This window comes from Nitrospirota bacterium (genome assembly GCA_037386965.1).
Taxonomy (GTDB): Bacteria; Nitrospirota; Thermodesulfovibrionia; order Thermodesulfovibrionales; family JdFR-86; genus JARRLN01.
On the sequence record JARRLN010000013.1, the window covers coordinates 1 to 24,952 of the forward strand.

At 61.0% G+C, this 24,952-nt stretch carries 23 protein-coding genes; 12 read left to right on the plus strand and 11 right to left on the minus strand.

The features are described from left to right. Positions 1-226: hypothetical protein (locus P8Y39_03150; GenBank protein ID MEJ2191333.1), on the plus strand; the 226-nt coding region annotated here is incomplete at its 5' end. Between the two features lie 215 nt (positions 227-441). Here the strand turns inward: P8Y39_03150 and P8Y39_03155 are convergent. Together P8Y39_03155 and pgm are read right to left on the minus strand one after the other, a co-directional pair. Continuing rightward, on the minus strand, positions 442-3,207 hold the full coding sequence (locus P8Y39_03155) for a PKD domain-containing protein (protein ID MEJ2191334.1): 2,766 nt from the start codon (positions 3,205-3,207) through the stop codon (positions 442-444). 601 nt (positions 3,208-3,808) lie between these two features. Then, positions 3,809-5,461, minus strand: a complete 1,653-nt coding sequence (gene pgm / locus P8Y39_03160) for a phosphoglucomutase (alpha-D-glucose-1,6-bisphosphate-dependent) (GenBank protein ID MEJ2191335.1) — start codon at positions 5,459-5,461, stop codon at positions 3,809-3,811. 195 nt (positions 5,462-5,656) lie between these two features. On the opposite strand from pgm, the gene P8Y39_03165 reads away from it, so the two are divergent. Continuing rightward, the gene (locus P8Y39_03165) at positions 5,657-6,640 is read left to right on the plus strand and encodes an ABC transporter permease (GenBank protein MEJ2191336.1); all 984 of its coding nucleotides are present in this window, start codon (positions 5,657-5,659) and stop codon (positions 6,638-6,640) included. Beyond that, the gene (locus P8Y39_03170; protein ID MEJ2191337.1) at positions 6,637-7,491 is read left to right on the plus strand and encodes an ABC transporter permease; all 855 of its coding nucleotides are present in this window, start codon (positions 6,637-6,639) and stop codon (positions 7,489-7,491) included. Before P8Y39_03165 ends, P8Y39_03170 begins: the two co-directional genes overlap by 4 nt. 134 nt (positions 7,492-7,625) lie before the next feature. On the opposite strand, the gene P8Y39_03175 is transcribed toward P8Y39_03170, so the two are convergent. Then, the gene (locus tag P8Y39_03175) at positions 7,626-9,188 is read right to left on the minus strand and encodes an RDD family protein (GenBank protein MEJ2191338.1); all 1,563 of its coding nucleotides are present in this window, start codon (positions 9,186-9,188) and stop codon (positions 7,626-7,628) included. Beyond that, on the minus strand, positions 9,178-9,741 hold the full coding sequence (gene pyrE / locus P8Y39_03180; GenBank protein ID MEJ2191339.1) for an orotate phosphoribosyltransferase: 564 nt from the start codon (positions 9,739-9,741) through the stop codon (positions 9,178-9,180). The genes P8Y39_03175 and pyrE overlap by 11 nt, the downstream gene beginning before the upstream one ends. Positions 9,742-9,844: 103 nt before the next feature. On the opposite strand from pyrE, the gene P8Y39_03185 reads away from it, so the two are divergent. Together P8Y39_03185 and nadA are read left to right on the plus strand one after the other, a co-directional pair. Continuing rightward, complete coding sequence (locus P8Y39_03185; GenBank protein ID MEJ2191340.1) at positions 9,845-10,522, plus strand: lytic transglycosylase domain-containing protein; 678 nt, start codon at positions 9,845-9,847, stop codon at positions 10,520-10,522. Between the two features lie 8 nt (positions 10,523-10,530). Beyond that, the gene (gene nadA / locus P8Y39_03190; protein ID MEJ2191341.1) at positions 10,531-11,523 is read left to right on the plus strand and encodes a quinolinate synthase; all 993 of its coding nucleotides are present in this window, start codon (positions 10,531-10,533) and stop codon (positions 11,521-11,523) included. A gap of 68 nt (positions 11,524-11,591) precedes the next feature. Here the strand turns inward: nadA and P8Y39_03195 are convergent, their stop codons facing one another. The 4 genes from P8Y39_03195 to P8Y39_03210 form a co-directional block, all read right to left on the minus strand. Continuing rightward, positions 11,592-12,227 (minus strand): LemA family protein, encoded by a 636-nt coding sequence (locus P8Y39_03195; GenBank protein MEJ2191342.1) that lies wholly within the window; start codon positions 12,225-12,227, stop codon positions 11,592-11,594. A gap of 31 nt (positions 12,228-12,258) precedes the next feature. Then, entirely contained in the window at positions 12,259-13,050 is a 792-nt protein-coding gene (locus tag P8Y39_03200) for a TPM domain-containing protein (protein ID MEJ2191343.1), read from the minus strand. After that, positions 13,034-13,783, minus strand: coding sequence for a hypothetical protein (locus P8Y39_03205; protein MEJ2191344.1), 750 nt, complete (start codon positions 13,781-13,783; stop codon positions 13,034-13,036). The genes P8Y39_03200 and P8Y39_03205 overlap by 17 nt, the downstream gene beginning before the upstream one ends. A 97-nt stretch (positions 13,784-13,880) precedes the next feature. After that, on the minus strand, positions 13,881-15,170 hold the full coding sequence (locus P8Y39_03210; GenBank protein ID MEJ2191345.1) for a nucleoside transporter C-terminal domain-containing protein: 1,290 nt from the start codon (positions 15,168-15,170) through the stop codon (positions 13,881-13,883). A gap of 137 nt (positions 15,171-15,307) precedes the next feature. Here P8Y39_03210 and P8Y39_03215 point away from each other — a divergent pair, with 137 nt between their 5' ends. Beyond that, positions 15,308-15,490 (plus strand): hypothetical protein, encoded by a 183-nt coding sequence (locus tag P8Y39_03215; protein MEJ2191346.1) that lies wholly within the window; start codon positions 15,308-15,310, stop codon positions 15,488-15,490. A gap of 329 nt (positions 15,491-15,819) precedes the next feature. Further along, positions 15,820-17,091, plus strand: a complete 1,272-nt coding sequence (locus tag P8Y39_03220) for a cobalamin-dependent protein (protein MEJ2191347.1) — start codon at positions 15,820-15,822, stop codon at positions 17,089-17,091. Here P8Y39_03220 and P8Y39_03225 read toward each other — a convergent pair. Then, positions 17,078-17,497, minus strand: coding sequence for a secondary thiamine-phosphate synthase enzyme YjbQ (locus P8Y39_03225; GenBank protein MEJ2191348.1), 420 nt, complete (start codon positions 17,495-17,497; stop codon positions 17,078-17,080). The genes P8Y39_03220 and P8Y39_03225 overlap by 14 nt on opposite strands. Positions 17,498-17,617: 120 nt before the next feature. Here P8Y39_03225 and P8Y39_03230 point away from each other — a divergent pair, with 120 nt between their 5' ends. The 4 genes from P8Y39_03230 to P8Y39_03245 are packed head-to-tail and all read left to right on the plus strand — an operon-like array spanning position 17,618 to position 21,902. Next, positions 17,618-18,610 (plus strand): aldo/keto reductase, encoded by a 993-nt coding sequence (locus tag P8Y39_03230; GenBank protein MEJ2191349.1) that lies wholly within the window; start codon positions 17,618-17,620, stop codon positions 18,608-18,610. A gap of 17 nt (positions 18,611-18,627) precedes the next feature. Continuing rightward, a complete protein-coding gene (locus P8Y39_03235) occupies positions 18,628-19,170 on the plus strand; it encodes a type I restriction enzyme HsdR N-terminal domain-containing protein (protein MEJ2191350.1) in 543 nt (180 codons plus the stop codon). Then, positions 19,167-20,087 (plus strand): histone deacetylase, encoded by a 921-nt coding sequence (locus tag P8Y39_03240; GenBank protein ID MEJ2191351.1) that lies wholly within the window; start codon positions 19,167-19,169, stop codon positions 20,085-20,087. Before P8Y39_03235 ends, P8Y39_03240 begins: the two co-directional genes overlap by 4 nt. 27 nt (positions 20,088-20,114) lie before the next feature. Continuing rightward, entirely contained in the window at positions 20,115-21,902 is a 1,788-nt protein-coding gene (locus tag P8Y39_03245) for a response regulator (protein ID MEJ2191352.1), read from the plus strand. Between the two features lie 44 nt (positions 21,903-21,946). On the opposite strand, the gene P8Y39_03250 is transcribed toward P8Y39_03245, so the two are convergent. Both P8Y39_03250 and P8Y39_03255 read right to left on the minus strand, forming a co-directional pair. Beyond that, complete coding sequence (locus tag P8Y39_03250) at positions 21,947-23,188, minus strand: MFS transporter (protein MEJ2191353.1); 1,242 nt, start codon at positions 23,186-23,188, stop codon at positions 21,947-21,949. 283 nt (positions 23,189-23,471) lie between these two features. Then, on the minus strand, positions 23,472-23,984 hold the full coding sequence (locus tag P8Y39_03255) for a response regulator (GenBank protein ID MEJ2191354.1): 513 nt from the start codon (positions 23,982-23,984) through the stop codon (positions 23,472-23,474). A gap of 418 nt (positions 23,985-24,402) precedes the next feature. Here P8Y39_03255 and P8Y39_03260 point away from each other — a divergent pair, with 418 nt between their 5' ends. Beyond that, the gene (locus P8Y39_03260; GenBank protein ID MEJ2191355.1) at positions 24,403-24,948 is read left to right on the plus strand and encodes an NUDIX domain-containing protein; all 546 of its coding nucleotides are present in this window, start codon (positions 24,403-24,405) and stop codon (positions 24,946-24,948) included. Positions 24,949-24,952 lie beyond the last annotated feature (4 nt).

The following is a 24,952-nucleotide window of genomic DNA, read 5'->3' on the forward strand; positions in this document are numbered from 1 at the left end:
GAAGTTGGAGCAATGTGTCAAGCTGTTAAACCACTGGAAGGCACTCGTCGACGATAAAAGATTCATTACCCGCAGGCCTGAGCACTTAAATAACCTCTGGCGGACTATGACATTGAGCAGAGCATTGAAACGCAAAGGATATCACGAAGCGCCTCCTTCCAAAAAAGATGAAATGGTATTGAAGGAATACAAAAAGATTCTTAAGAAAGGAAAAGGGACAAAGTGACAAATGAATGAGGCCCGCACTTCTTCCTGTACATCGCAAAAGTGTCACCTTCCAATGACTGCGGCTCTCCCCTCCGAGTCCGCAAAATCGGAGCTTGCCACGAGAGCGTGGCATCCATCTATAATAGTGAATTGTGCAGATCAATAAAAAGTGTTAATTCTCTGTAAAAAGGATTATAGAAGAGGGGCGGGCTCTCAGCCCGCCCCTGAAGCTATCTATGGCACGATGCAAATGGAGTCTGTTCCCTGGATGGCAGTGCCATCATATAGGTTGCCTGTAAGCACTGCAGTTCCGCTTCCGCTGGTAAACGACCCGTCAGTATCTTGGATTTGGATGACGAGATCATCGAAGCCATCGCCATTGACATCCTCGATGTGGGAAAGGAGCTTGTTCCCTTTACCTACTGCCTTGACGGCAAGTCCCTCAAGCTGCACAGTAGAGGGATCTATGTTATTCACGTCAAAATCTGCGCTACCAAGAACAGCCACCGGGATCACACCGTGTCCATCATTGTTAAAGCAGTTTGGGTCGCTGCCGGGCTTGATGTCGATTGATACTGGCATAGTCTCCACAACATTAATAACTGTATCATGCTCATCCGAATCGCCGAATGTATTCGTAATCCTCAAGCTCACAACGCTAAGACCAAGGGTGCAGCTCGACCATGACGAAGTCTCGCCAGTCGCATCATCATAATATCCGTCGTTGTCAAGATCCCACTCCCAGCTGATTAGCTCGCCATGCCAGGGGTGATTGGGATCAGGATACAACTGGCCGTTGGGGTCGTAGGAGCCCGAGCCGTCCAGCGTTATAGTTTGACATGCATAGGCTGTGTAAGGCCCATTTGCATCAGCGACTGGAGGCCAGGGCGGCGGCGTGATGTGTACTGTTAGGGTATCAGTATCAGTAAGAGCCGGAACATTGTCATCGGTTACTGTCAGAGTCACCGTGTAGTACTGAGTTGTGGTGCTCCAGTCTATTGTGCCATCGGGATTATAAACAGCGGGGAAGGCATGGGTTACTATCGGACCTGTAGCAGGTGCCGATCCATCGCCGAAGTCCCAAGTGTATTGAATTATGCTGCGAGCGGGATCCGGATGGTAAGAGCCCGTTCCATCAAAAGCAATCTCAATTACCGGAGGATGACTGGACACACCAGTGCCGGCATCAGCTATAGGGCCTGGCTGAACAACCGTTTTCTTCAAGGTCAGGATAGCCCAGGCGCTACTTAACGGATGTGATGACCAAGAAGCAGGTGGCCAAGATCCACCGGGATTCTGGATATCGGTTAGTAACGCATAGCCCATGACAGCGTCTCCATACCAATCGAACCCTGAAGGGTCATTGATCGGATTTATCCTCTGGATGCCTAACAAACGGAATCCCTTCATCACGGAATAAAAGGCATAATAACTGTTATGCTCCGGGTCTGTCTCCCAGTTCGTGGAGATGAAATCAACCGCATCCTGCACACGGGCGGATGTAATTGTGTCGCCGACAAACTTCATTTCACAGAGAAGCCCACCCGTTTTTGCAATGTTGACCCAATCATTCGGGCCCATATAGCCCGATCCGCCACTATAATCATTCTGGATGTAGTCGATCCAGAGGTTCAGCTCGTCTTTGACAAACTGTGGAACAGCGAGACCCGCTGGACCGAAATTTACCTCAGCCGACTCCATGCCGATTACGGGCCACTGTGAGACTGAGTTATCCGATTCTCCATCATTGCCATGGTAGCGCCAGCCGCCTCTGAAAACTCCGGTATAGGGGTCACTCTGAGCATATGCGAAGTAGTCCACCATGTCTTGAGCGATGTCGAGATAGTTTCTGCCTGCTACATCCGGGATTCCGGTGGGGGCTATACATTCAGGGCAGCCGCTGCTTGCCAGTGCCATCAGGGCTATACCGCTTTCATACATTGAGTGATAGTAATCAGTGTAGCAAGCAATACCAAAGCCGTTGCCGTTTACATCGGGATTGCCTAAGGGACAATAAGTAGAATCTTGGGATACCACAGAACTGTGCATCTGGCTTAAGAGGTAGTTTAGACCTCGCTGCACTGTTTCGACATAAGGGTCCTGACCGGGGTCGCCATCCGGCAATGTGCCATGGATTTCGAATGCCTGGGTACTGGCCCCCGTAGCGGAGACTGACCACTGCACTTGTTCTGTCCATGTCATGGTTGTGGATGTTATTGCTGACACTGTAAATTGTTCGGTTCCAACCTCAACGTTACAGACAAAGTCCGAACTTGTGACATTCACCGTAAGAATGCCTGTGCCGGAGTCATAGGTATATACTCCACTGGCAGTGTAGGTTCCCGTGCCGTCGCAATCAACGGTTCCAACTAGATTAAAGGTACCATCTGGGTTAAAAGTCAGGTGGAAAGAGTCTCCATCGCCGCTTTGGTGCCATGTCCCGGTGATATCACCGTCTGTTCCGCTGTCTCGTGTCCAACTTGTTTCATCAGAATAATAGCCGTAAGGCCAGTAGCCGAAGGAAGTGCCGTCAGAAAGAGTCCCTCGCATCTGATTCTTGTGGAGCCGCCACAAACCCTCGTCAATGGCCACGTTTACCTTGACCTTGAGGTCTGAACCGTCTCTTATCTCTATCAGATAGTCGTCAGTGCCGGTTTCACCGCTTGTATCCGTCACCGTCAGCCTGGCAACGAATATATCCCCGATGTTGCCGATGTAGGTATGTCGAGCCTGGATAACATAAGAGTTGCTTACGGTCCCCGTCACGACTGGTGAGCCATCCCCAAAATCCCACTCATAGGTGGCCAGGGTCTCATCGCCATCGGGATCATGGGCGGTGCCTTTTAGCCTGATCTCCTTTCCACTCCATGTATCGTGGGGCACGGCGGGATTAAGAGCCGTAGCCGGAACACAAACCACCTCAGGCGGCGCAGCCACAACATAAGTAGATAAGGCGATGAGGCACAAGGAACTCAATATTATTAGCAAAATATTTCGCATCGCTTTTCTCTCCTTTGATAGGTAATCAAGATTCTTTGGCTTCTCCGCAAATGCATTTCAATGAATCTTCATCAGCACACCTCCCAGTGTCAGGGCATGAAGGTGCCTTCCCTTGGGACTAATTAAATGAAAAAGAATGAGGTTACAGCGTCTCAGCATTCTTTTAAGACCCCTTGCTTTCCGCTACCTCCTCGTGAAAGGTTCGACTTGTCGGGTGAGCTAATGCTTGAGGCCTATGAACTGAGCTTTATCCCCCCATACTCTCTCCCATTGTGCAACTATTACCATGCGTCAAATGGGTTGTCAACCTTTAATTTTAGATATGCTGAAAGCTGACACGACAAAGATAATTTTTGAAAAAGTAAATAAAAGTAATGCTTGAAAATTCCAATAATTCAGGAAGTTAAGGATATACGAAGTTCAGAATGCAACCTTCGCGTTTCTCGAAATCTCTTTAGGCTTGACTTCTGGATGAAATCTTTAACGGTTTCGATTTGTGATACGTGCAACCCTGTGGAGTTCGCATTCCAGGGACCCCGGAGCAACCGACAGCGCCTTTGCTGCGCCCAAAACGGCAAAAGGCCCGCCAAAGGCTTACCCTCTACCCTACCCCCGCCTCGCGGAACGCGGCGTTCACTATCGCGCGGGCTTCGTCCTGGAGCTGCTCCAGGTGCTCCTCTCCCTTGAAGCTCTCGGCATATACCTTGTAAACGTCCTCCGTGCCCGAGGGCCGTGCGGCGAACCAGCCGTTCTCGGTGGCCACCTTGAGCCCTCCGATGTCGGCCTGGTTGGCCGGGGCCCTGGTCAGAATGCTTACGATGGGCTCGCCCGCCAGCTCCTTCGTGGTGACGTTTTCGGGCGAGAGCTTCTTGAGGACAGCCTTCTGCTCCGGCGTGGCCGGGGAGTCGATGCGCTTGTAGAGCGCCCTGCCGAACTGCTCCTCCAACTCGCCATAAAGGAGCGCAGGGTCCTTCCCCGTGACGGCGGTTATCTCTGCGGCCAGAAGGTCCATGATGAGGCCGTCCTTGTCCGTCGTCCAGACGGTGCCGTCCTTCCTCAGAAAAGACGCCCCCGCGCTCTCCTCGCATCCGATGCCGTAGGAGCCGTCAAGAAGGCCGTCCACGAACCACTTGAAGCCCACCGGCACCTCGGCGAGCTTTCTGCCCAGGCTGGCGGCCACCCGGTCTATCATGGAGCTTGTCACCAGGGTCTTGCCCACCGCCGCCTCCCGGCTCCATCCGGGGCGGTTCCGGAAGAGATACCACACCGCCGCCGAGAGGTAATGGTTGGGGTTCATGAGCCCGCCGGACCGGGTGACGATGCCGTGGCGGTCGCAGTCGGCGTCGTTTCCGAAGGCGATGTCGAAGCGGTCCCTGAGGCCGATAAGCCCGGCCATGGCATAGGGGGAGGAGCAGTCCGTCCGGATTTTCCCGTCCTTGTCCAGGGGCATGAAGCCGAAGGCGGGGTCCACCCTCCGGTTGACCACCTCCACTCGCAGGCCGTAACGCTCGGCGATGGGGTCCCAGTAGCCCACGACGGAGCCCCCCAGGGGGTCGGCCCCCACGGTCAACCCCGCCCGGGAGATGGCCTCCATCTCGATGATGTTTCCCAGGTCCTCCACGTAAGGGGTAACAAAGTCGTACTTTCGGGTCGTCTCCGCCTTGAGGGCCTTTTGGAAAAGCATCCGCCTGACGTCTTTCAGGCCGCCCCGGAGGACCTCGTTCGCCCGCTCCTCGATGGCCCTGGTGGTCTCCGTCCCGGCGGGGCCGCCGTGGGGAGGGTTATACTTGAACCCCCCGTCCTCGGGCGGGTTGTGCGAAGGCGTGATGACCACGCCATCGGCCAGGCCGGTGCTCCGCCCCCGGTTATGGCTCAAAATGGCATGGGAGACGACGGGGGTGGGCGTGTAGCCCATGTCCTTGTCCAGCATCACCGTAACGCCGTTTGCCGCCAGGACCTCGAGGGCCGTGGCCAGGGCGGGCTCGGAGAGGGCATGGGTGTCCATGCCGAGGAAGAGGGGCCCATCGGTGCCCTGCCGCTTCCTGTACTCGCAAATGGCCTGGCTCACCGCCAGGATGTGCCCCTCGTTGAAGCTGTTTTTGAGTGAGGACCCCCTGTGGCCCGAGGTGCCGAAGGAGACCCTCTCGGCGGGGTTCTCCGGGTCGGGGACGTTGGTATAGTAAGCGGTGAGCAGCCGGGGAACGTTCGCGAGGAACTCCGGCGGCGCGGGCTTTCCGGCAAGTTGGTGGACCATCTGCCTCCTCCCTTTTTGGACGGAATCCGAATTTCTGAGCAGATTATAGCGGACCCGGATGCAAAGGTGAACCGTGCGGGCCGCGAGGCGAGGTAGCGCCCTTCATAAGAGAAACAGAAGCCGCTTTTCCCGCACCTCGGCCGCGCCGGCCTTCATTCGCTTGAAAACGCGGCGATTTTGCCGTGATAATAGTGAATGCTCCATTACATCTCCAAAAGGCTCCTCATGATGGTGCCGCTTCTCTTCGGCATCACCATCATCACCTTCGTGGTCATCCACCTGGCGCCTGGCGACCCGGCGTCGCTTCAGGCGGAGATGTCCATCAAATCCTCGGCACAGGCCATAGAGAACCTGAGGAAGCTCTACGGCCTGGACAAACCCCTCCACGTCCAGTACATAGACTGGCTGGAGCGGGTGGTCAAGCTGGACTTCGGGACGTCCTTCGTCGACGGCCGGGACGTCACGGAGAAGATACTGGAGAGGGCGCGCGTCACTCTGGGGATAAGCGCGCTTTCCATCCTGGTCATCTTTGTCGTGGCCATCCCCATCGGCGTGCTCTCGGCGGTCAAGCAGTACTCGCTCTTCGACAAGATATCCACGGTCTTCGTCTTCGTCGGGTACTCCACGCCCTCGTTCTGGCTGGCGCTTCTGCTCATGATTCTCTTCGGGGTGAACCTGGGTATTCTGCCCATCTCGGGCCTTCAGAGCGTGGACACCTCGGGGATGAGCGGCCTTGAAAAGGTGCTCGACGTGGCCAGGCACCTGGTGCTGCCCGTCCTGGTGACCGCCTTCGGCGGCCTGGCAGGGATGAGCCGCTACAGCAGGACCAGCATGCTCGAGGTCATACGCCAGGACTACATCCGCACGGCCCGGGCCAAGGGCCTTTCCGAGCGGATGGTCATCATGCGCCACGCCTTCCGAAACGCCCTCATGCCCATCATCACCATCCTGGGGCTCATGATTCCCTCCCTCATCGGCGGCGCGGTCATCTTCGAGACCATCTTCGCCATTCCGGGGATGGGCAAACTCTTCATAGACTCCACTTGGGCCCGGGACTACCCCACCGTGATGGGCATACTGGTCATCGGGGCCATCCTCACCCTTCTTGGGAACCTCATAGCCGACATCTCCTACGCCCTCGCCGACCCCCGCATACGGGTGAGCGGGAGGCGAAGATGAGGCTGGCCGGTATCATATGGCGCCGGTTCAAGCGGAACAAGCTCTCGGTTGCCGGGGCGGTCATGGTGGCCATGCTGGCCCTGGTGGCCCTGGGAGCACCCCTTCTGTCGCCCTACGACCCCAAGACCATCGACATAGAGAACGTCCTCTCCCCGCCGAGCGCGGCCCATCCGCTGGGGACGGACGACCTGGGGCGGGACGTCCTGTCAAGGATGATATGGGGCAGCCGGGTCTCTCTCTCCGTGGGTTTCGTGGCGGTGGGCATCGCCATGACCATTGGCATCTTCGTGGGCGCCCTGGCGGGCTACTTCGGCGGGAAGACGGACGCCGTCCTCATGCGCCTGGTGGACGTCATGCTCACCTTCCCCACCTTCTTTCTCATCCTCGCGGTCATCGCCGTGGTCCCGGAACCAAACATCTACATCATCATGGCCGTCATCGGAGTGACCGGCTGGATGGACGTTGCCCGGCTGGTGCGCGCGGAGTTTCTGACCCTGAAGGAGCGGGACTTCGTCGTGGCGGCCGACGCCATGGGAGCCGGGAGTCTGCGGATAATCTTCCGGCACGTCCTGCCCAACGCCCTTTCGCCCGTCTTCGTGGCGGCCACCTTCGGGGTGGCCGGGGCCATCCTGGTGGAGGCCGGCCTGTCCTTCCTCGGCCTCGGCGTGCAGCCGCCGGACCCCAGTTGGGGGAACATCCTCACCCTCGGGAAAAACAACATCGAGGTCGCCTGGTGGCTCTCCCTCTTTCCGGGCGTGGCCATCCTGCTGACGGTGCTCAGCTATAACCTGGTGGGCGAGGGCCTCCGGGACGCCCTGGACCCCCGGCTCTGGGAGTCCGACATCCGCTGAGGGGCACCAGTGCCCTTTTTGTGACCAGTCCCTTCTCCACCCTCAAATCAAGCCGTCCCTTGAGCAAGCCGCTTCGATGTCAGGTCGCTCAGGCCGTGGCCTGCGGGCCGCGCCCGGGGCACCAGTGCCCCTATTCACTGGCCCTTGTGCCCTCTTTTCATGACCACAACGGTGCCCGAGGCCAGGTCCCCCAGGCGCTGCCACCTCAGGGTGGCCCCTATGGCCACCGCGCCTACCATGTAGTAGAACATGGCGTCCACAATCCTCAGGACGTTGCGCAGAAAGCCCGGTCCCAGGGTGCAGGGGCTCCCGTCCTCCTTTCTGACCTCTATCCGCGTGAGCCACTTCCCCGGCGTCTTGCCCAACAGTCCCTCAAAGAGGCTGAAGTAAAGAAGTATTCCCAGAAAGTACGCCAGGCCGCCCAGGAGCATGATGCCCATGAGCCTCATGGGGTCCGTCTTCGGGAACCCCCGAACAATGAAAATGCTGATCAGGGCGCTCAAGGGAAGAAGCGTGATGAGCATGTCCAGGGTATGGGCGACGAACCGCCGGAAGAGGCTGGCAAACTCCACCGTCCGCCCCTCCCCCACGGGCCAGCGCCTGAGCTTGTAGCGGTTGACAACGGCCGAGACGCCCAGGACGAAGAGGACCATGGCCGCGCAGAACACCCCGTTGGCCGCCAGGACTTTCCCCATCATGGCCGTGCCGAAGGAGGTGCTCAGGCGCTCCCGCTTGACGGCGCCACCTTTCCCGAGGACATGGAGCTCCACGCTGAAGGGCTCCATGGTCAGCAGGGCGATGTCCCCCCCGTACTGCGCCGCCAGAAACTGCATGGTAAAGGGTCCTCCGACGCCCACGTCCCGGGGCTCCGACCACACTTCTCCGTCAAAGGAGCGCATGGCGATGGCACCGTCGGGGGCCTTTGTCAAGAGGACGAGCCAGTCTCCGAAGCGGAAAACATTGCTCCTGCCTACAACATCAAAAGAGCCCATGGCCCGCCAGGCTCCCGTCTCCGAACGGCGCCAGTGGGTAAGCACCTGGCCCCGGCGGGAGAAAAGATGAAGGGCATCCTGCCCCCATATCAGACGCATCCGGCAGAAGCTCGCGCCCCCAATCCCCTCCGGCAGCGAGGCCTCCTTGGACCCGCTTCCGGTGATGAGGGTGAGAGCCGGCGTCCCGTCGTGTTTGCTCAGGACCCAGAGCCCCGGGGGGCCGGCCGCCCCCTTCGCGCTGTCTCCCACCGCGGCGGACCGGTGCTCAGTCCAGGTCCGGCCGTCGTAGATGCGATAGCCGCCCTTATTGAGAAAATAAGCCCTTCCCTTCCATTCGGTCACCGAGTCGAAGGGCTTCACTTGCACCGGCTCGGTGAAATTTCCTTCCTCGAATGCCTCCATGGTCGTGCGCTCCACGGGCTTTTCCTCCCAGGACCGGGGCGGATTGACGCTCTCGGTGAAGACGAGAAGCTTCTTGCCCTCCAGGCTGACCATGTCCCGGGGGAACTCCATGTCGGGGAGGAAACTGAAGACGGCGAAGGGGAAAAGGAACATGAGGGCGAAGAGCACCACGTAAATGAAAATGCCCCCCGTGATGCCCGCGGCCGCGATGCCGATGGCTATCTTGACGTTCTTCTGCTTTTCCTTCTCGATGTCGGGCCCGAGTTCCGGGGCTCCGGACTGCGGGCCGCCCTCAGAGAGCATCGCCGAAGTCCTCCATCCGAAGGAGGGAGTAAAGGGGACAGAGTTCCTCCACGTTCTCCCTGCCCCGCTGTTCCTGGCGGTCCAGGACCACCAGGGCGGCCAGCACCTCAAGGCCCGCCTCCCGGGCGGCGGTAAGGGCCTTGATGGTGGACCCGCCGGTGGTGAGGACGTCATCCACGATGACCACGGGGTCGCCTTCCCGCACGTTGCCCTCTATCTGCCTGCCCCTGCCGTGGTCCTTGGGCTCCTTACGGACCAGAAAGGCCTCGATGGGCCTGCCCCTCATGAAGGACGTGTAGGCCAGGGCACATGCCACGGGGTCGGCCCCCAGGGTGAGGCCGCCCGCTGCCCGCGGGCTGAGCCCCGCCTCCTCGAGCTTCTGATAGAGGAGGTTTCCGATGAGATATTGGCCCTCGGGGCACAGGGTGGTGAGCCTCAGGTCAAAGTACACCTTGCTCATCTTTCCCGAGGCAAGCCGGAAGACGGGCTTCTTGCTCCGGAGAAAGGAGCGCTCCCTGACGAGCCTGACGAGCCTTTCCCGGAGGTCCTCCATGGCGCTGATTCTATCAAAGGGCTCCGGGAAAAGACAAGGATACGGGTCACAGAAAATATTCTTTATCTTTGACATGTTAACAAGCGGAATGCTAAGATGGGCGATGAAGAGACTGGGGCTTTCCCTGGTGCTTTTTCTGGTGCTTGCGCCCTGTGCAATGGCCGACACGTACGTGTATGTCGACGATAACGGCGTGCTGACTTTCACCGACAGCCCCACGTCCGCCGACGCGGTGAAGGTCGTGGTGAACGAAGAGCCTCAAGAGGCTTTTACGAGGCCCTCGAGCAGGCCCGATTATCGCAACCTCATCGAGGAGGCCTGCGCACGGTACGGCATGGACCCCGACGTCATAAGCGCTCTCATCCAGGCGGAGTCGGCCTTTGACGCGCGGGCGGTATCGAGGAAGGGGGCCCTGGGCCTCATGCAGCTCATGCCGAAGACAGCCGAGCAGATGGGAGTGTATAATCTCCTGGACCCGGCGGCGAACATAGACGCCGGGGTGCGGTACCTGAAGGCCCTGTTGAGGAAATTCGACGGGGACCTGACCCTGGCCCTTGCGGCTTACAACGCCGGGCCCGGCGTGGTCCTCAAGTACGGCGCCGTCCCTCCCATCGAAGAGACCCAGCGGTACATAGAGAAAATCTTCTCCATTTATCGGGGCTCCCGGCTCCTGAAGGTATCAGAGCCGGAGGAAGTCTCCAGGGAGGTCTACCGGGTGGTGCTCGAAGACGGCACGGTCCTCTACACGGACTCCACCTATTACCTTACCTATTCACAGTAGAGGTCTCCATGCAGGACGCTGCTTTGAGAGATGAGATACTCAAGCTCAAGGACGAACGGCGGGCAGTCATCGTCGCCCACAACTACCAACGCGACGAGGTCCAGCAGATGGCGGACTTCACGGGCGACTCCCTGGAGCTTTCCCGGAAGACGGCCTCGCTGGACTGCGAGGTCATCGTCTTTTGCGGGGTGAACTTCATGGCCGAGTCGGCCTCCATCCTCTCCCCCGAAAAGACGGTCCTCCTGCCGGAGCTGGGGGCCTGCTGTCCCATGGCCGACATGATACGCGTCGACGCCCCCCGCAAGGTCTGGAAGACCTTTCCCGGATACGAAGAGCAGCCCACCCTCATCTATCCCCCGGAGTTTACCCTGCGGGACATGAAGGCCCGGCACCCCGGGGCCCCCGTGGTGGCCTACGTCAATACCACCGCCGAGGTGAAGGCCGAAAGCGACATCTGCTGCACCTCGGCCAACGTGGTGGAAGTGGTGGAGTCCCTGCCCGGGGACAAGGTCATCTGCGTGCCCGACAAGAACCTCTCCATGTGGGCCCAGCGCAACACGAAGAAGCAGGTCGTGGCGTGGGACGGCTTCTGCCACGTCCATGACAGGATAACGGCCAAGGACGTCCTGCACGCCCGCCAGGAGCACCCCGGGGCCGTTCTCATGGCCCACCCGGAGTGCCGTCCCGAGGTCCTGGACCTGGCCGACCACGTGACCAGCACCTCCGGGATGCTCCGCTATGCCAAGGCCTCCGACGCCCGGGAGTTCATCGTGGGAACGGAAGTGGGGCTTCTCTACCGCCTCCGGAAGGACAACCCCGAAAAGCTCTTCCACCCCCTTCGGAAGGACATGGTCTGCCCCAACATGAAAAAGACCACCCTCAAGCGCGTCCTGAACGCCCTTCGGAACATGGAAAACGTCATCGCCGTCCCCGAGGAAATCCGCGTCCCCGCCAAGCGGGCCCTGGACAGAATGCTCGAGGTCACCGCCGCCAGGCGCTGAGGGACCAGCCGCCGACCAGTCGGCGACCAGTCGCGGCCGCCCTCAAAAAGAGACAAGGATAGCCGGCTCTACTGGAAGTTCACCTGGGGCACCTCCCCTTGCCCCTCCGGAAGCTCGTAGTACTCGGCCTTCTGCACGCCCGCCAGGGTGGCGAAGAACCGGCCATAGAAGGTCCGGATATAGGTGTTCAGCTCCTGGACCGCGTCGTTATAGCGCTTCCGCTCCACGGCGATGCGGTTTTCGGTTCCCTCCAGGGAGTCCTGGAGCTTGAGGAAGTTCTCGTTGGCCCGAAGCTGGGGGTACTGCTCCCTCAGGAGAAGGAGCCTCGAGAGCGCCCTCTCGACCCCCTGTGAGGCCTCTATCTGCTCCCGGCGGTTCCCGGCCTGGAAGTACTTCGTGCGCGCGTCGGCTATATGCGTGAAAAGCTCCTTTTCGTGGGAGGCATAGCCCTTGACGGTCTGCACCAGGTTGGGGATGAGGTCATAGCGCCTCTTCAGCTGGTTTTCCACCTGCGCCCACTTTCCGCTGACGTTCTCGTCCATGGACACGACATTGTTATAGCCGCTGATGGCCCATCCTCCAAAGCCGATGACCAGGACGGCCAGGACGGCCACCGCAACGAGCCCCACCTTTGCTCCCTTGGACATTCCCGAAACCTCCTTCACGAGGGGGCCGAACCCCGGCCCTCCTCTGGCTTTCTTCACGGCATTTTCTTGATGCCTTCCGGGGCTGCCTCTACCAGCCTCCCGAGGCGCCGCCGCCCCCGAAGCCTCCCCCGCCTCCGCCTCCGAAGCCCCCGAAACCGCCTCCACCGCCAAAGCCGCCCGAGCCGCCCCAGCCTCTGCGCGAGCCGCCCATGCCGGAGAAAAGAAGCATCAGCAGGAAAAGCCTCGGATGCCTTATGAACATGTACCCCGCCCCCAGGGCAAGGGCCAGGAGAAAAAGGGTCCCCAGAAGGCCGCCTTCCGGAGAGTGCTGTCTGCCGTATGCCCCTCCTCCCGCTGGAAGCCGCGGCATACCCGTAATCTGCACTCCCGCATCATCGGCGATGGCCTGGGCCACGGCCAGCACGGCCCCCGCTATCCCGCCCGTATAGTCTCCCTTGCGGAAGGCCGGGACGATGAACCGTCTTCCGATGGTCCCGAGGCGGCTGTCCGGCAGGATGCCCTCCAGGCCGTAGCCCGTCTCGAAGCGGTAGCTGTGCTCCTTCACAGCCACGGTAAACAGGAGGCCGTTGTCCTTGTCCTTCTGTCCGAGTTGCCAGCGCTCGGCCACACGCAGGGAAAAGTCCTCGATGGGAATGCCCTCGAGGCTCTTCACGGTCAGGACCACCACCTGGGCCGTGGTCTTCTGCTCGAGCTCCTTCAGATAGCCGTCGAGCTTCGTCTCCGCCCCGTCCTCCACGATGCCAGCCAGGTCCACGACATAGCGCGGAGGGGTGGCGGGAATCTCATCGGCGAGTGCCGGCGGCGAGAGGACCGGCAGCAAGAGGAAGAAAACGGCAAGGAGGCTAAAGCGCAATCTCATCCACGACCTTTCCGAGCGCCTCAGTGGCCCGGTAGTATGTCTCAAAAACCGTCTTTACCTCCTCCTGGGAGAGCTTGAGCTTCTCGTGCCTTCCCCTGAGAAGGCGCATGAATATGTCGCAGTCCACCCCGGTCACCCGGGCCAGCTCCCTGACGATGTCCTCATAGCGCTCCGGAGGGGCCTCGCCCTTGAGGTGGATGATTCCTCTGAAGACCGGCGCGTAGGACCTCATGGCCTTGACGTAGGTCTCCGTCAGGGTCCGGACGTCCCCCAGGGAAGAGATATAGCCCTGTCTCAAGCCGATGAGCCTCGTCTTCAGCTCCCGTTCACACTGCTGCCGGAGGTCGCCGTTGTCCACTTCTATCAGGGCAAAGACATCCTCGCCGTAGACGGTCTCGTGAATGAGGCGGAAGCTCAAGAACTCCACGGGGAAAACGTCCAGGGAGGCGGTGATGTACCCCGGGGTCATGATGAGGGGGGCCGCCACGCCGCGCTTCCGGTACTTCTTGCCCCTGGGCGCAAGGACTTCGAGGAACCGGAGGTCCATCTCCTTGAGGACAACCACGGAATTGACGTCCGAGGTCTGCTCGTTGAAGTCCGCCGTGAGGGCGCTGCCCACCACATGGAGGGAATGGATGTTGCCGTCCTCCTTCTCCAGCAGCTCCTCGAAAAACGGCACCACGCGCTCGGCCACGACGGGCCGGAGCCTTTCGGTCTTGAGCGATACGGACATTGGCCTCCCCTCAGAATCTCCGTTCTAGAGCCTGAATCCTCGTAGTATAACAGCCCCTGGCCCTCTCACGCAAAATCTCTCAACGAAGACGGCCACTTCAGCCGCCCATGAGGATGGAGGCGTCCCGGAAGAACGTGCCGGCGACGGCCGCGGTCATGAGGCAGGCCAGGGTGGCGGCCAGGAGGGCCTTGAACCCCAGGGCGGAAAGGTCCCGCGTGCGCTCCGGAACCAGCGCCGCTATCCCTCCCACGAATATCGCCAGGGAGGCCACATGGGCAAAGCCGCAGAGGGCATAGGCGGCAAGGAAGGCCGAGCGCGGCTCCAGGGCCCCTTGGCGCATGAGGACCGCCAGGTCCTGGTACGCCTTCACTTCCGTCACCACGGTCCGTTCCCCCAGAAGGTGGGCAATCTTCATCACGTCGGCACGGGGGACCCCGATAGCCAGGGTGAACGGATAAAACAGATACCCCAGGAGCCCGCCCAGGGAAAACGTCTCTCGAAGGCCCAGAAGCCCGCCCAACCCGCGCAGCGCCGAATCCAGGAGGTCCACAATCCCCAGAAAAGCCAGAAGAAGCGCGGCAATTCCCACCACCAGCCGCACGCCGGCATTCGCCCCGTTTATGATGGCCTCCATGAGGGAGGACTCCCTCTGGTACCGGGGGCTTACCTCCATGCCCAGCGTCTCGGGCCTTCCCGTCTCCGGCACTAGGAGCTTCGACATCACGATGGCCGCCGGGGCCGAGAGCACCGAGGCACTGACCAGGTGGCCCGCGATGGTGGGGAACTCCCCTCTCAGGATGAAGACATAAAAGGCCAGGACGCTGCTGGCGATGGTGGCCATGCCGGCCGTCAGTAACGTGCAGAGCTCCGAGCGGGTCATGCCGATCAGGTGCGGCCGGACGGTGGTGGCCGCCTCCACGCCCACGAAGATATTGCTCGCCGCACAGAGCGACTCGGCCCCGCTGACTCCCATGAGCCTGGTGAAAAGCCGCGAGAATTGCCGCACCAGCCAACTCATCACGCCGACGTAGTACAGGGCCGCCACCAGGCTGGAGAAAAAGACGATGGTGGGCAGGGCCTGAAAGGCCAGGATGAACCCCAGGGACTTCTCTCCGGCCTCCGTCGCCGCCCCGGGCGGAAGCGCCAGCCTTCCGAAGAGAAACCGCGTCCCCGCGGTGGCGCTCTCAAGCACCTTGACCACAAGGGAGTTTACAAGAAGGAAGAACTTTGTTCCCACCGGGACAAGAAAGATGAAGACCGCCACCAGCGCCTGAATCACAAGTCCCCAGAGGACCACCGCCCAGCTCACGGCCCGCCTGTGCTCCGAAAGGAGCCAGGCCACCCCCAGCAGAATGAATATGCCTCCGAAGCTTATGAGGTTTCCCATAAAGGCCCTTGACTATACTTCAGGGTGAGGCTTTTTTCAACGTATCATGTCCTTCCTCGCACCCTTCGGGACCAACCGGGCGCTTCTGGCATAGTGATTGCAAGTAAATGGTGAATGAACTGCCGCGGGAACGTGCAATGGAGGAGAACCAGGCATTGACGGAAGAAGAAGCGCTGCGCATCGTCAGGGACCCGGAGCTCTGGAAAGCCCTTTCGAAAACGGAGAAAATCAGGGTCATGCAGCGCGCCATCGAGGTGGCCAAACGGGATATCAAAAACAGGATCATGAACCTTGCCGACCCGGACAGCCCCAACCGTTAGTTCCCACGGGCTGATGTTTTCCCGCTCTTCCTGCGGGATATCCCTCTTTCGAGCTTGAAAACCCCCTGTTTCTCCTGCCAAAAGACCCACAGTTCTCCGCTCTTGAGATTTTCCTGTGGATGTAACGGCACACCGGGAGCACCCCTTCCCGTGCGAAGCACCACTACTATCATTGAATTATCAAGCACTTAGGCGAACGTCGGGATATCCATGTCATCCTGGCATACTTTTTGATATCGGCATACTATGTACATCGAGAGCCGGCATAGACTCAAGCCTGCGAAGCCCCTGGGAGATTGCTCTCCTCAATCTGATAAGCTGGAAGGGCCATGTCCCGCATAAAGAAGGTTCTGCTCATAAACCCGAATCGCTATCAGTCGCCTCCGGTCATCCCCCTGGGGCTTGAGTACCTGGCACACGCCCTGACCGGCGAGGGCCTGCAGGTACGCGTCCTGGACCTCTGTTTCGCATCCGACCCCATTTCGGAGGCGGAAAAGACGGTGGCCGATTTCGTCCCCGATGCCCTCTGCGTCACGGTGCGCAATGTCGACACCGTTCTTACGCCGGAAACGGAATTCTTTCTGCCCGACATCCGGGCCCTCATCGACCGCCTGCGTGAGCTGAGCCCGGCCCCCGTCATCATCGGAGGCGCCGCTCTGGCGGCCAACCCGGAGGGCATGAGGGACTTCCTCGGTGCGGACCTCGCCGTGGTTGGCCCGGGGGAGAAGTCTCTGCCGAAGGTCCTGCTTGGGGACGGGGGGCTCCAGAGCGCGGGAAAGGTCTTCAGGGGCGAGAGGCCGCCGGATGCCTTCCGCCGGCGCTGCGCCTACTTGGACTACGCCGCCTACAGGGAGCGCGACGGCATCGGGGGCTTCGAGACCCACAAGGGGTGCTCCTCGGGCTGCGTTTACTGCATCGAGGCCCGCACCCCGGTGTTCCTCCGGAAGCCCGAGCAGGTGGTCTCGGAGCTGGAGGACCTCGTCGAGCACGGCAACACGCACCTGCATCTCTGCGACCCCGAATTCAACGAGGACCTGGAGGCCTGCCTCGCCTTCCTCGAAAGGCTCCTTGGGCGGGAGCTGCCGCTTCGCTGGGCGCTGTACATGAAACCCGGAAACCACGGCGGCAGGTTCTTTTCTCTCCTGAAAAAAACCGGAGCCTACCTGATAACCCTTTCGGTGGACAGCTTCCAGAGGCCGGTCGATTACTGGAGGGACGTCGTGGATGTCGTGCGGGCGGCCCGGGCCGAAGGCCTGAGGCTAAGCATCGATTTTCTGACGGGCTTCCCCGGCGAGGACGAAGACCACCTCAAAAGGACGCTCCACCTCCTGCATGCAGCCGGCCCCGACGAGGTCGTGGTCAACGCCACCTTGCGCCTCTACCGGAGCCTTCCCTTGACCGGGCTCATCCAGAGAGACCCCTCACTGGGAAGATACCTGTTTGGGGCGACGAAGGACCCCACCTGCCTCACCCCCGTCTTCTACCGGCATGTGGAGCCCGGCCGGCTCAAGGAGCTTCTTGGAGGGGACGCCCTCTTCCGTATAGCGGGAGAAGAAAAGGCCGTCAACTACCAGAAGGCGGAGAGGCCTAGCCTCCGATGATCTTTACCAGGACCCGCTTCCTCCGGCGTCCGTCGAACTCCCCGTAGAAGATTTGCTCCCATGGCCCCAGGTCCAGCCTGCCCCCGGTGACGGCAACCACCACTTCCCGGCCCATCACCTGGCGCTTCAGGTGGGCGTCGCCGTTGTCCTCGCCCGTCCGGTTGTGGCGGTACTTCTCCAGGGGCTCGTGGGGGGCCAGCCACTGGAGCCAGTCCTCATAATCCTTCAACAGTCCTGGCTCGTCGTCGTTTATGTAGACGGACGCGGTGATGTGCATGGCGTTACAAAGGACAAGGCCCTCTCTGACGCCGCTTTCCCTCACGCACTCCTCCACCTGGGGAGTGATGTTGATAAAGGCCCTCCGGGTGGGCACGTTGAACCACAGTTCCTTCCGGTAGCTCTTCATGGCTCGCCTCCTTTTTATGCCCGCTCAGGGAATATTACCCGTGGGCACGGGGATTGACAACCCCCCGGGTTCGCTCTACCGTGGAGAAAGGCGGCGCCGACCGCCCGAAAGGAGCAGAGCATGGAATACACGAGCATACCCGGCGCCTCTCTCAACGGGCTTTCCCGGGTCGCCCTGGGCACATGGGCCATCGGCGGGTGGATGTGGGGCGGCACCGAGGAGGAACAGTCCATCCGCACCATCGGGGCGGCCATCGAGCGCGGCATCAACGTCATCGACACGGCCCCGGTCTACGGGTTCGGCCGCTCCGAGGAGATTGTGGGCCGGGCCCTCAGGCGGCACATCCGCCGCCACCAGGTCTTCGTCTCCACCAAGACCGGCCTGGACTGGAAAGAGGGCATGGTCTTCCGGAACTGCTCCGCCGAGTTCCTCCGGAGAAACGTGGAAGACTCCCTCGGACGACTCGGCATCGAGTACATCGACATCCTCTTTGTCCACTGGCCGGACCCCGCAAAGCCCTTCGAGGAGACGGGCCGGGTCATGAGGGAGTTTCTCGATTCCGGAAAGGCCCGGGCAATCGGGGTAAGCAATTTCTCTCCCGAACAGATGGACGCCTTCCGCCGGACTTGCCCCATACATGTCTGCCAGCCCCCCTACAACCTCTTCGAGAGAGGCATCGAGGCGGATGTCCTTCCGTACTGCCGGGAAAACGGCATCCCCCTCATGACCTACGGGGCCCTCTGCCGGGGGCTTCTCTCCGGAAAGATGGCCGGGGACCGGGAATTCGCCGGGGACGACCTCCGCAAGGTGGACCCCAAGTTTCAGGAGCCCCGTTTCAGCCGATATCTGGAGGCCGTCGAGAGGCTCCGGGCCCTGGCCGGGGAGCGCTGCGGCAAGGGGGTGCTCCCCTTCGCGGTGCGGTGGGTGCTGGACCAGGGCTCGGACATCGCCCTCTGGGGAGGCCGGCGGCCCGAGCAGATGGACGCCGTCCGGGAGGTGACCGACTGGAGAATCGATGAGGAAACCATGGCGGAGATAGACCGCATTATCGCGGAAACAATCCCCGAGCCCGTGGGTCCGGAGTTCATGGCCCCACCGGCACGGCGGCCATGACGGTGTTATAATATTGCATGTCTCTCCATCCCGACCGGAAGAAACTCATCAAGGACAAGATGCGGAGCCACGAAGAGCGTGAAACCCTGGCCACCTCCGACGCCCGGAGCATCGTGAGCGAGCTTCTCCAGAGGAAAGGCTATCTCCCCGAGGACATCGAAAAGGACAGGGTCTTCACCGTCCGTGCCGGCCAGAAGGAGGACACCGCCTCGGTGGACTTCATCATCCGGCTCCGGGGAAAGCGCTACATGGCCATCAAGTGCTCCATGGCCCTTGTCTCCCGCGAGCGCCACGTCCTTGCCTTCAGCAGGGCCGTGGACGAGGACCAGATACCCTACTCGGTGATTACCGACGGCCTGCGGGCCAATCTCATGGAGACCTCCACGGGCCGCGTCATCTCCGAGGAGCTTGACGCCCTGCCCTCCCGCCAGGAGGCCATGGAAGAGGCTGCGCGGCTTCGGTACGGGCCCTGCCCCCCCGAGAGAAAGGAAAAGGAGACGCGGATACTTCTGGCCTTCGAGTGCGCCCGCTGCCAGAGCCCCCCATCGGAGCCCGCATGAACCGCGTGGGCTTCCTCTATGACGACATTTTCCTCGAACATGAGACCCCCTTCGGACATCCCGAAAACAAGGAGCGCCTGAGGGCAATTCTCAAGGCTCTGAGGGAGTCGGGCCTCTGGGACCACCTCGTCCATATAAAGCCCCGCAAGGCCACGGAAGACGAGCTCGCCATGGTCCACGCCAGGAGCCACATCGAGAAGATGAAGAACGGGCGTGGATACGCCGACCCCGACACCTACATCTCCGAACGGAGCTTCGAGGCCGCCCTTTATGCGGCGGGTGCGGTCCTCGAGGCCATAGAGCGGTGCAAGCGCGGCGAAATCAGGTACGCCTTCTGTGCCGTGCGGCCTCCGGGCCATCACGCCGAGGCGAACAGGGCCATGGGTTTCTGCCTGTTCAACAACGTAGCCGTGGGCGCCCGGCACGCGCAGAAGCTGGGCTACCGGAAGGTCTTCGTCGTCGATTTCGACGTCCACCACGGAAACGGCACCCAGCACGCCTTCGAGGAAGACGATACGGTCTACTACTTCAGCACGCACCAGTATCCCCACTACCCCGGCACCGGTGCCGCGGACGAGCAGGGCAAAGGAAGGGGAAAGGGCGCGACCGCCAACTATCCCATGCCGCCGGGCTCCGGGGAGAAGGAATACTTCACGGTCTACCGCGACATCCTGCCCGCGGCCGTCAAGGGCTTCGACCCCGACATCATCCTCGTCTCCGCGGGCTATGACCTCCTGCGCCAGGACCCCCTCGCCCAGGTCCGCATCTCCGAGGAGGGCATCAGGAACATCGTCCACGGCATCCTCGTGGGAAAGGACGTTCCCGCCGTCTTCGCCCTGGAGGGTGGATACAACACGGAAGCCCTGGGGCGGGCCGTCGGCGTCACGGTGAGGGAGCTTCTGGAGTATTCGAATTGAGAAGGAAAATCTGTTAATATAAGTCCCATGCAGGGCAAGGGCATTCTCGTCATCGAGCAGGACTCGGAAGCCGTCTCCACCATAAAGGACACACTGGAGCGGCTGGGTTATCACGTGCTGGCGTCGGCCGATGGAAGCACCGCGGTCGAGCTTGCAAGCGAGATGCAGCCCGCCCTCCTCCTGCTGAACCTCGCCACGCCGGGCAGCAGCGGTCTGGAGGCCTGCAAGCAAATCCACGGCAGCGAGTCCACGAAGACCACCCCCATCGTCCTTCTCACCGTGAGGGAAGGCAAGTTCGACCCCATCTATACAAAGCTCTACGGCATCGTCGACTTCCTGAAGAAGCCCCTGAACCCCGAGGGCCTTCTTGCCTGCGTGCGCACGCACGCCGGCGAGGCGGCGCCTCGTGCCCCGGAAGAGGAAGAAGCACCGGGGGTCTACAGTATCGACGAGGAAGAGGTCGATACGCTCAGCACCGAGGGGGCCGGAGCCATGGATGCGATGGGGGATATGACCGACCTGGAAGAGGAGTCCCCCGGCCCGGGAAAGGCGGAGCCGGAGGGAGCCCCGGCGGAGTTCTCCCTGGAGGACTTCGATGAGACGCCGGAGGACATCACCGAACAAACGGTCCCCGGAGAGCCCGCACGGGAAGAGCCGGCCTCCGGCGGCCCCGCGGAGTTTTCCTTCGAGGACTTCACGAGCGCCTCGACGGAGGCCGAAGAGGAGCAGGCCTCCGCGCCGTCCGGCGAGTTCACGGAAGAGTCCTTCTCGCTGAACTATGAAAGCGAGGAGCAGGAGAACCTCGAGCCGGGCGATGTCGTTCTGGGAGGACCTCTCCAGCAGGATGAAGAAGAGCCGGAGGAGGAGTTCTCGGTCGGGTCTCCCGAAGCACAGTCATCGGACGAAGAACTGCCGGAGCTCTCCGGGCAGGGAGACCTGGGGACTCCGGACGAGGGCCTGTCGGAAAAGGCCGGGGAAGAGGAAGAGCTGCCGGAATTCTCCTTCGAGTCAACCCTTGACGACATGGAGGAGACGCCGCCGGGCCCTGAGCAGGCAGAAGATGACGACGAGCTTCTGAGAGCCTTCGACAGCAAAGAGCTTCCCGAGGAGGAGGCTCCTCCAGAGGAGCCGGCCGGAACGCCCGAGCCCGAGCCCGAATGGGAGGACCCTCTCAAGCGGGCCCGGTACAGCACGGCGCGGGTGCGGCCCTCGCGGGCAAAAAACCTTGTCCTGGCCTTTTTCATAATCCTTTTCGTCGGTGCCGGCGCGGCGGGCGCCACCTTGTATTTCTTCCCCGACCTCTTCCAGGGGGTGAGCTTCCCGGGGCTGCATTGGCTCAAGGGCGTGGCCGAAAAAGTATTGCCCTCCGAGCCGGAGGGCAGGGGTCCAAGCGCCGAAGAGCCTACCGCCTTGCCTGAGGAGAGCCAGGCCCCCCCTGCGGAAGAGCCGGCCCTGAACACTCAACCCGAGGCCGAGACCCAAGCCCCGGCACCCGAGAGGGCGGAGGCGCCTCCGGTCACTCAGGAGGAGGCGGCCCCACCACCGGCCCCGCCCGCCGAGAAGCCCTCGCGGCCCAGGGTTGTCCCCAAGAAGGCCCAGTATTACGTTCAGTTCGGCGTCTTCCGGGCCCGGGACAACGCCGTGAAGCTCCAGAGGCGGCTCTCGGGAAAAGGCATCCAGGTCTTCATACGCGAAGACGGAGGGATTCACTATGTTCTTCTTGCCCAGGGGTTTTCATCCAGGGACGCCGCCTGGGAGAAGGCGGTCTCCATCAAGCGGACACAGGGGCTCGATACCGCCGTCTTCTCGGACTAGCCTCCGCTTCGCCGGTCCTCCCCACGCAGATGCATGCGGATTCGTCAGGGAGCGGCTTGACCCTCGCCGACGTTTGAGCCGCCTCCCCGGATGAACTGTACCAAGGTAAATCCCACCAGGAAGAAAAGCGCGATGGCCAGGATGGCGGGCCTTTGGCTCCCCATGGTCACCGACAGGTGCCCGAAAAGCAGAGGGCCCAGCACGGCCGAGGATTTACCGGCCATGGAGTAAACCCCGAAGTACTCCGACTGATTGCCCTCGGGGATGAACTGCGCGTAGAAAGCGCGGGATGAGGCCTGCACCGTCCCCAGCCCCAGGCCGGCCACTGCGGCCACACCCATGAAGAAAGCCTTCCCCGCTGCGAAGAAGGCCAGGGCGCACACCGCCGTCCAGAGGAGGAGGGACCCCGTCAGCACCTTCTTGGGCCCCCAGTAGTCCATCGGCCGGGCCATGACAAAGGCCCCCACGAGGGCCGTGGCCTGCACAACGAGGTAGAGGCCAATGAGCTCTCCGGTCTCGAAACCCAGGGTGGTGGCGGCGAATACGCTGGAGAACACGATGACGGTGCTCACGCCGTCGGCGTAAAGGAGATAGGCCGCAAGGAACTTTGCCGCCTCCCTGTTGCGGAGGACTCCTTTCAGGGTCCGTCCCGTATGCCTGAAACCCCGCAGGGCCGAGCCCGTGAGCGAGGCCTTTTTCTCGTCGGGGGGGAGGAAGAGAAAAGCGGGCAGGGAGAAAAGGGCGAACATGCCGGCGACCATGAGCCAGACCTCCGCGAACAGACCCCGGCCGGCCAGGGGGATGGCCAGTACCAGGGAAATCATGGAGCCCGCATAGCCCACGCCGAAGCCCCATGAGGACACCCTGCCCTGATACCGGCGGGGGGCGATGGCCGGCAGAAAGGAGTTGTAAAAGACTACCCCCCCTTCCAGCCCTATGTTGGCCAAGACCATGAGGACAAACCCGGCAAGCACCATCCCCGGCTCAAGGACCCTGAAGGCCGCCACGCACGAGATGCACAGGACGGTAAAGGCCAGGAGAAACCTTTTGCGCAGGCCCGCGAAGTCCGCGAGCCCGCCGAGCAGGGGAGAAGAGAGGGCCACCGTCACCATGCTCAAAGAGACGGCCCTCCCCCACCACAGGTCGCCCAGGCCGTGCTCGTTTCCCACGATGTGGGTCGTGTAAAAAACGGGGAAGACGACGGCCGCTATGACGGCCGAGTACGTGGAGTTGGCGAAATCATAGAGACACCAGCTGGCGACCTCCCTCCGGTTTAGGATGGCCATTTCTCCTCCTCGACGGGATTGCTGTGGCCGGTGGAAACGCTGTCATTATACTACGGGGAGCATGATGGGGTTCAGACACCAATGCCGGAGTCAAACGACGAAAGAAGGTCTTTCCGCTCTTTCAACGTGGAGATACTAACCAGTTAGTACTAACCAGTCAGTTTTTATCTTCGCATTGAAGCCTTGAAAATACCTTATACTCCGTGCACCTTAGGACATTGGTACGTGAGCTGAAATGAACCGGTCGGGAACTTTCCCTGAGGAGAGACGGCGAGGGAAAAGCTTACCGCGGCCTGACGGTGTCCCGGAGAGAATCGTCCCGGTGCTTCGTTAAAGCGGTCCCCTTTGCCGCCCGGACCATATGCCGAAGGGCCTTTCTCAGAGTGTTCACCGCTTCCCTGAGCTCGAAAGGTTTCTCGATGACGAATACGTTATCGCCCTGGGCGACGTCGTCCTTCCGGCCGGGGGTGCGGAGGAAGAGGACCATGGTGTCCGGATGGGTCCGGCGCATCTTGTCCAGCAGGGGCAGGGCAACGGCTTCGGAAAGCACGTCGTCGATGATAACGACGTCCGGGGAGTTGGATTGCACCAGGGAGAGAGCCTCATCCTCGCCCTCGGCCAGAAAGAGGTCCTCGGCGCACTCGTCCAGGAGCTTTACGAAATAGTGTACAAGCAGAGGGTTCCTGGCCACCAGAAGGACGGAGAACTTCGGCTGCTTCCGGCAGAAGTTCTGAAACTTGCGGCGGGATATCCACGAGCGAATGTCTCTTTGAAGGTCGTATAATTCGTCCGGCATAGGCTGCCTCCTCACGGTCGTCACCCGGGCAGGGCTTTTGTGTACTATACACATTATAGGGCTCGATAGCAACTTCTTTTCTACTAAATGCTAATACAGCACAGCTTATGCGTGTATGTCTGCTTAGCAATCACGGTGCCACATGCAAGTCATGCCCTGTAAGGGCCCGATATCCCGTCATACATTGTGCCTGCACGCCCCTGCCCGCTCCTTGGACGTTTCTCTCTGGTAAGACGTGTCACAATAGTGTGTGGCAAGGGACGCATGGCACTAACTCTACGTGTGTGCTATGGCCATTCTTGCTACTTTGCGCTTGTATGCGTCCTTGTCTCTGCGGCTCGTCTTCTGAAGCATACGGCTCCCTTTCATCACGCACGAGGGCCTTGGCAGAGAAGGTCCGACGGGATATAATGACTGCATGAGGACGCCCGGAGAATACGAGGGAGAAGAATTCCTTGAAATCGTGGACGAGCAGGGAAACGTCCTCGGGACCGCACCGCGGGAGGAAATCCACGGCAACCCCGAGCTTTTGCACCGTGTGGTCCATGTGCTGGTCTTTAACCGCACGGGGGAGCTCCTCTTGCAGAAGCGCTCTCTACGGAAGGACGTCGCCCCCGGGCAGTGGGACACCTCGGTGGGCGGGCACGTGGAACCGGGGGAGGACGTCTATGACGCCGCCCGCAGGGAGATGCGGGAGGAGCTCGGGGCCGACTGTCCCGAGCTGGAGTACCTGTACTCTTACATCCATGCGAACCCCTACGAGTCGGAGCTTGTCTACACCTTCGCCTGCACCTTCGACGGAGCGATAACCTTCAACCGGGACGAGATTCAAGAAATCCGCACCTGGAAAATCGGTGATATCCTGGAGGCCGTGGACAGGCCCCCGGCCCCCGGGAGGGAAGAGGCCGCATTCAGCGACAACTTCCGGCACGAGCTCCGCATGTACCTGAAAAGCCGCACGTAAAACC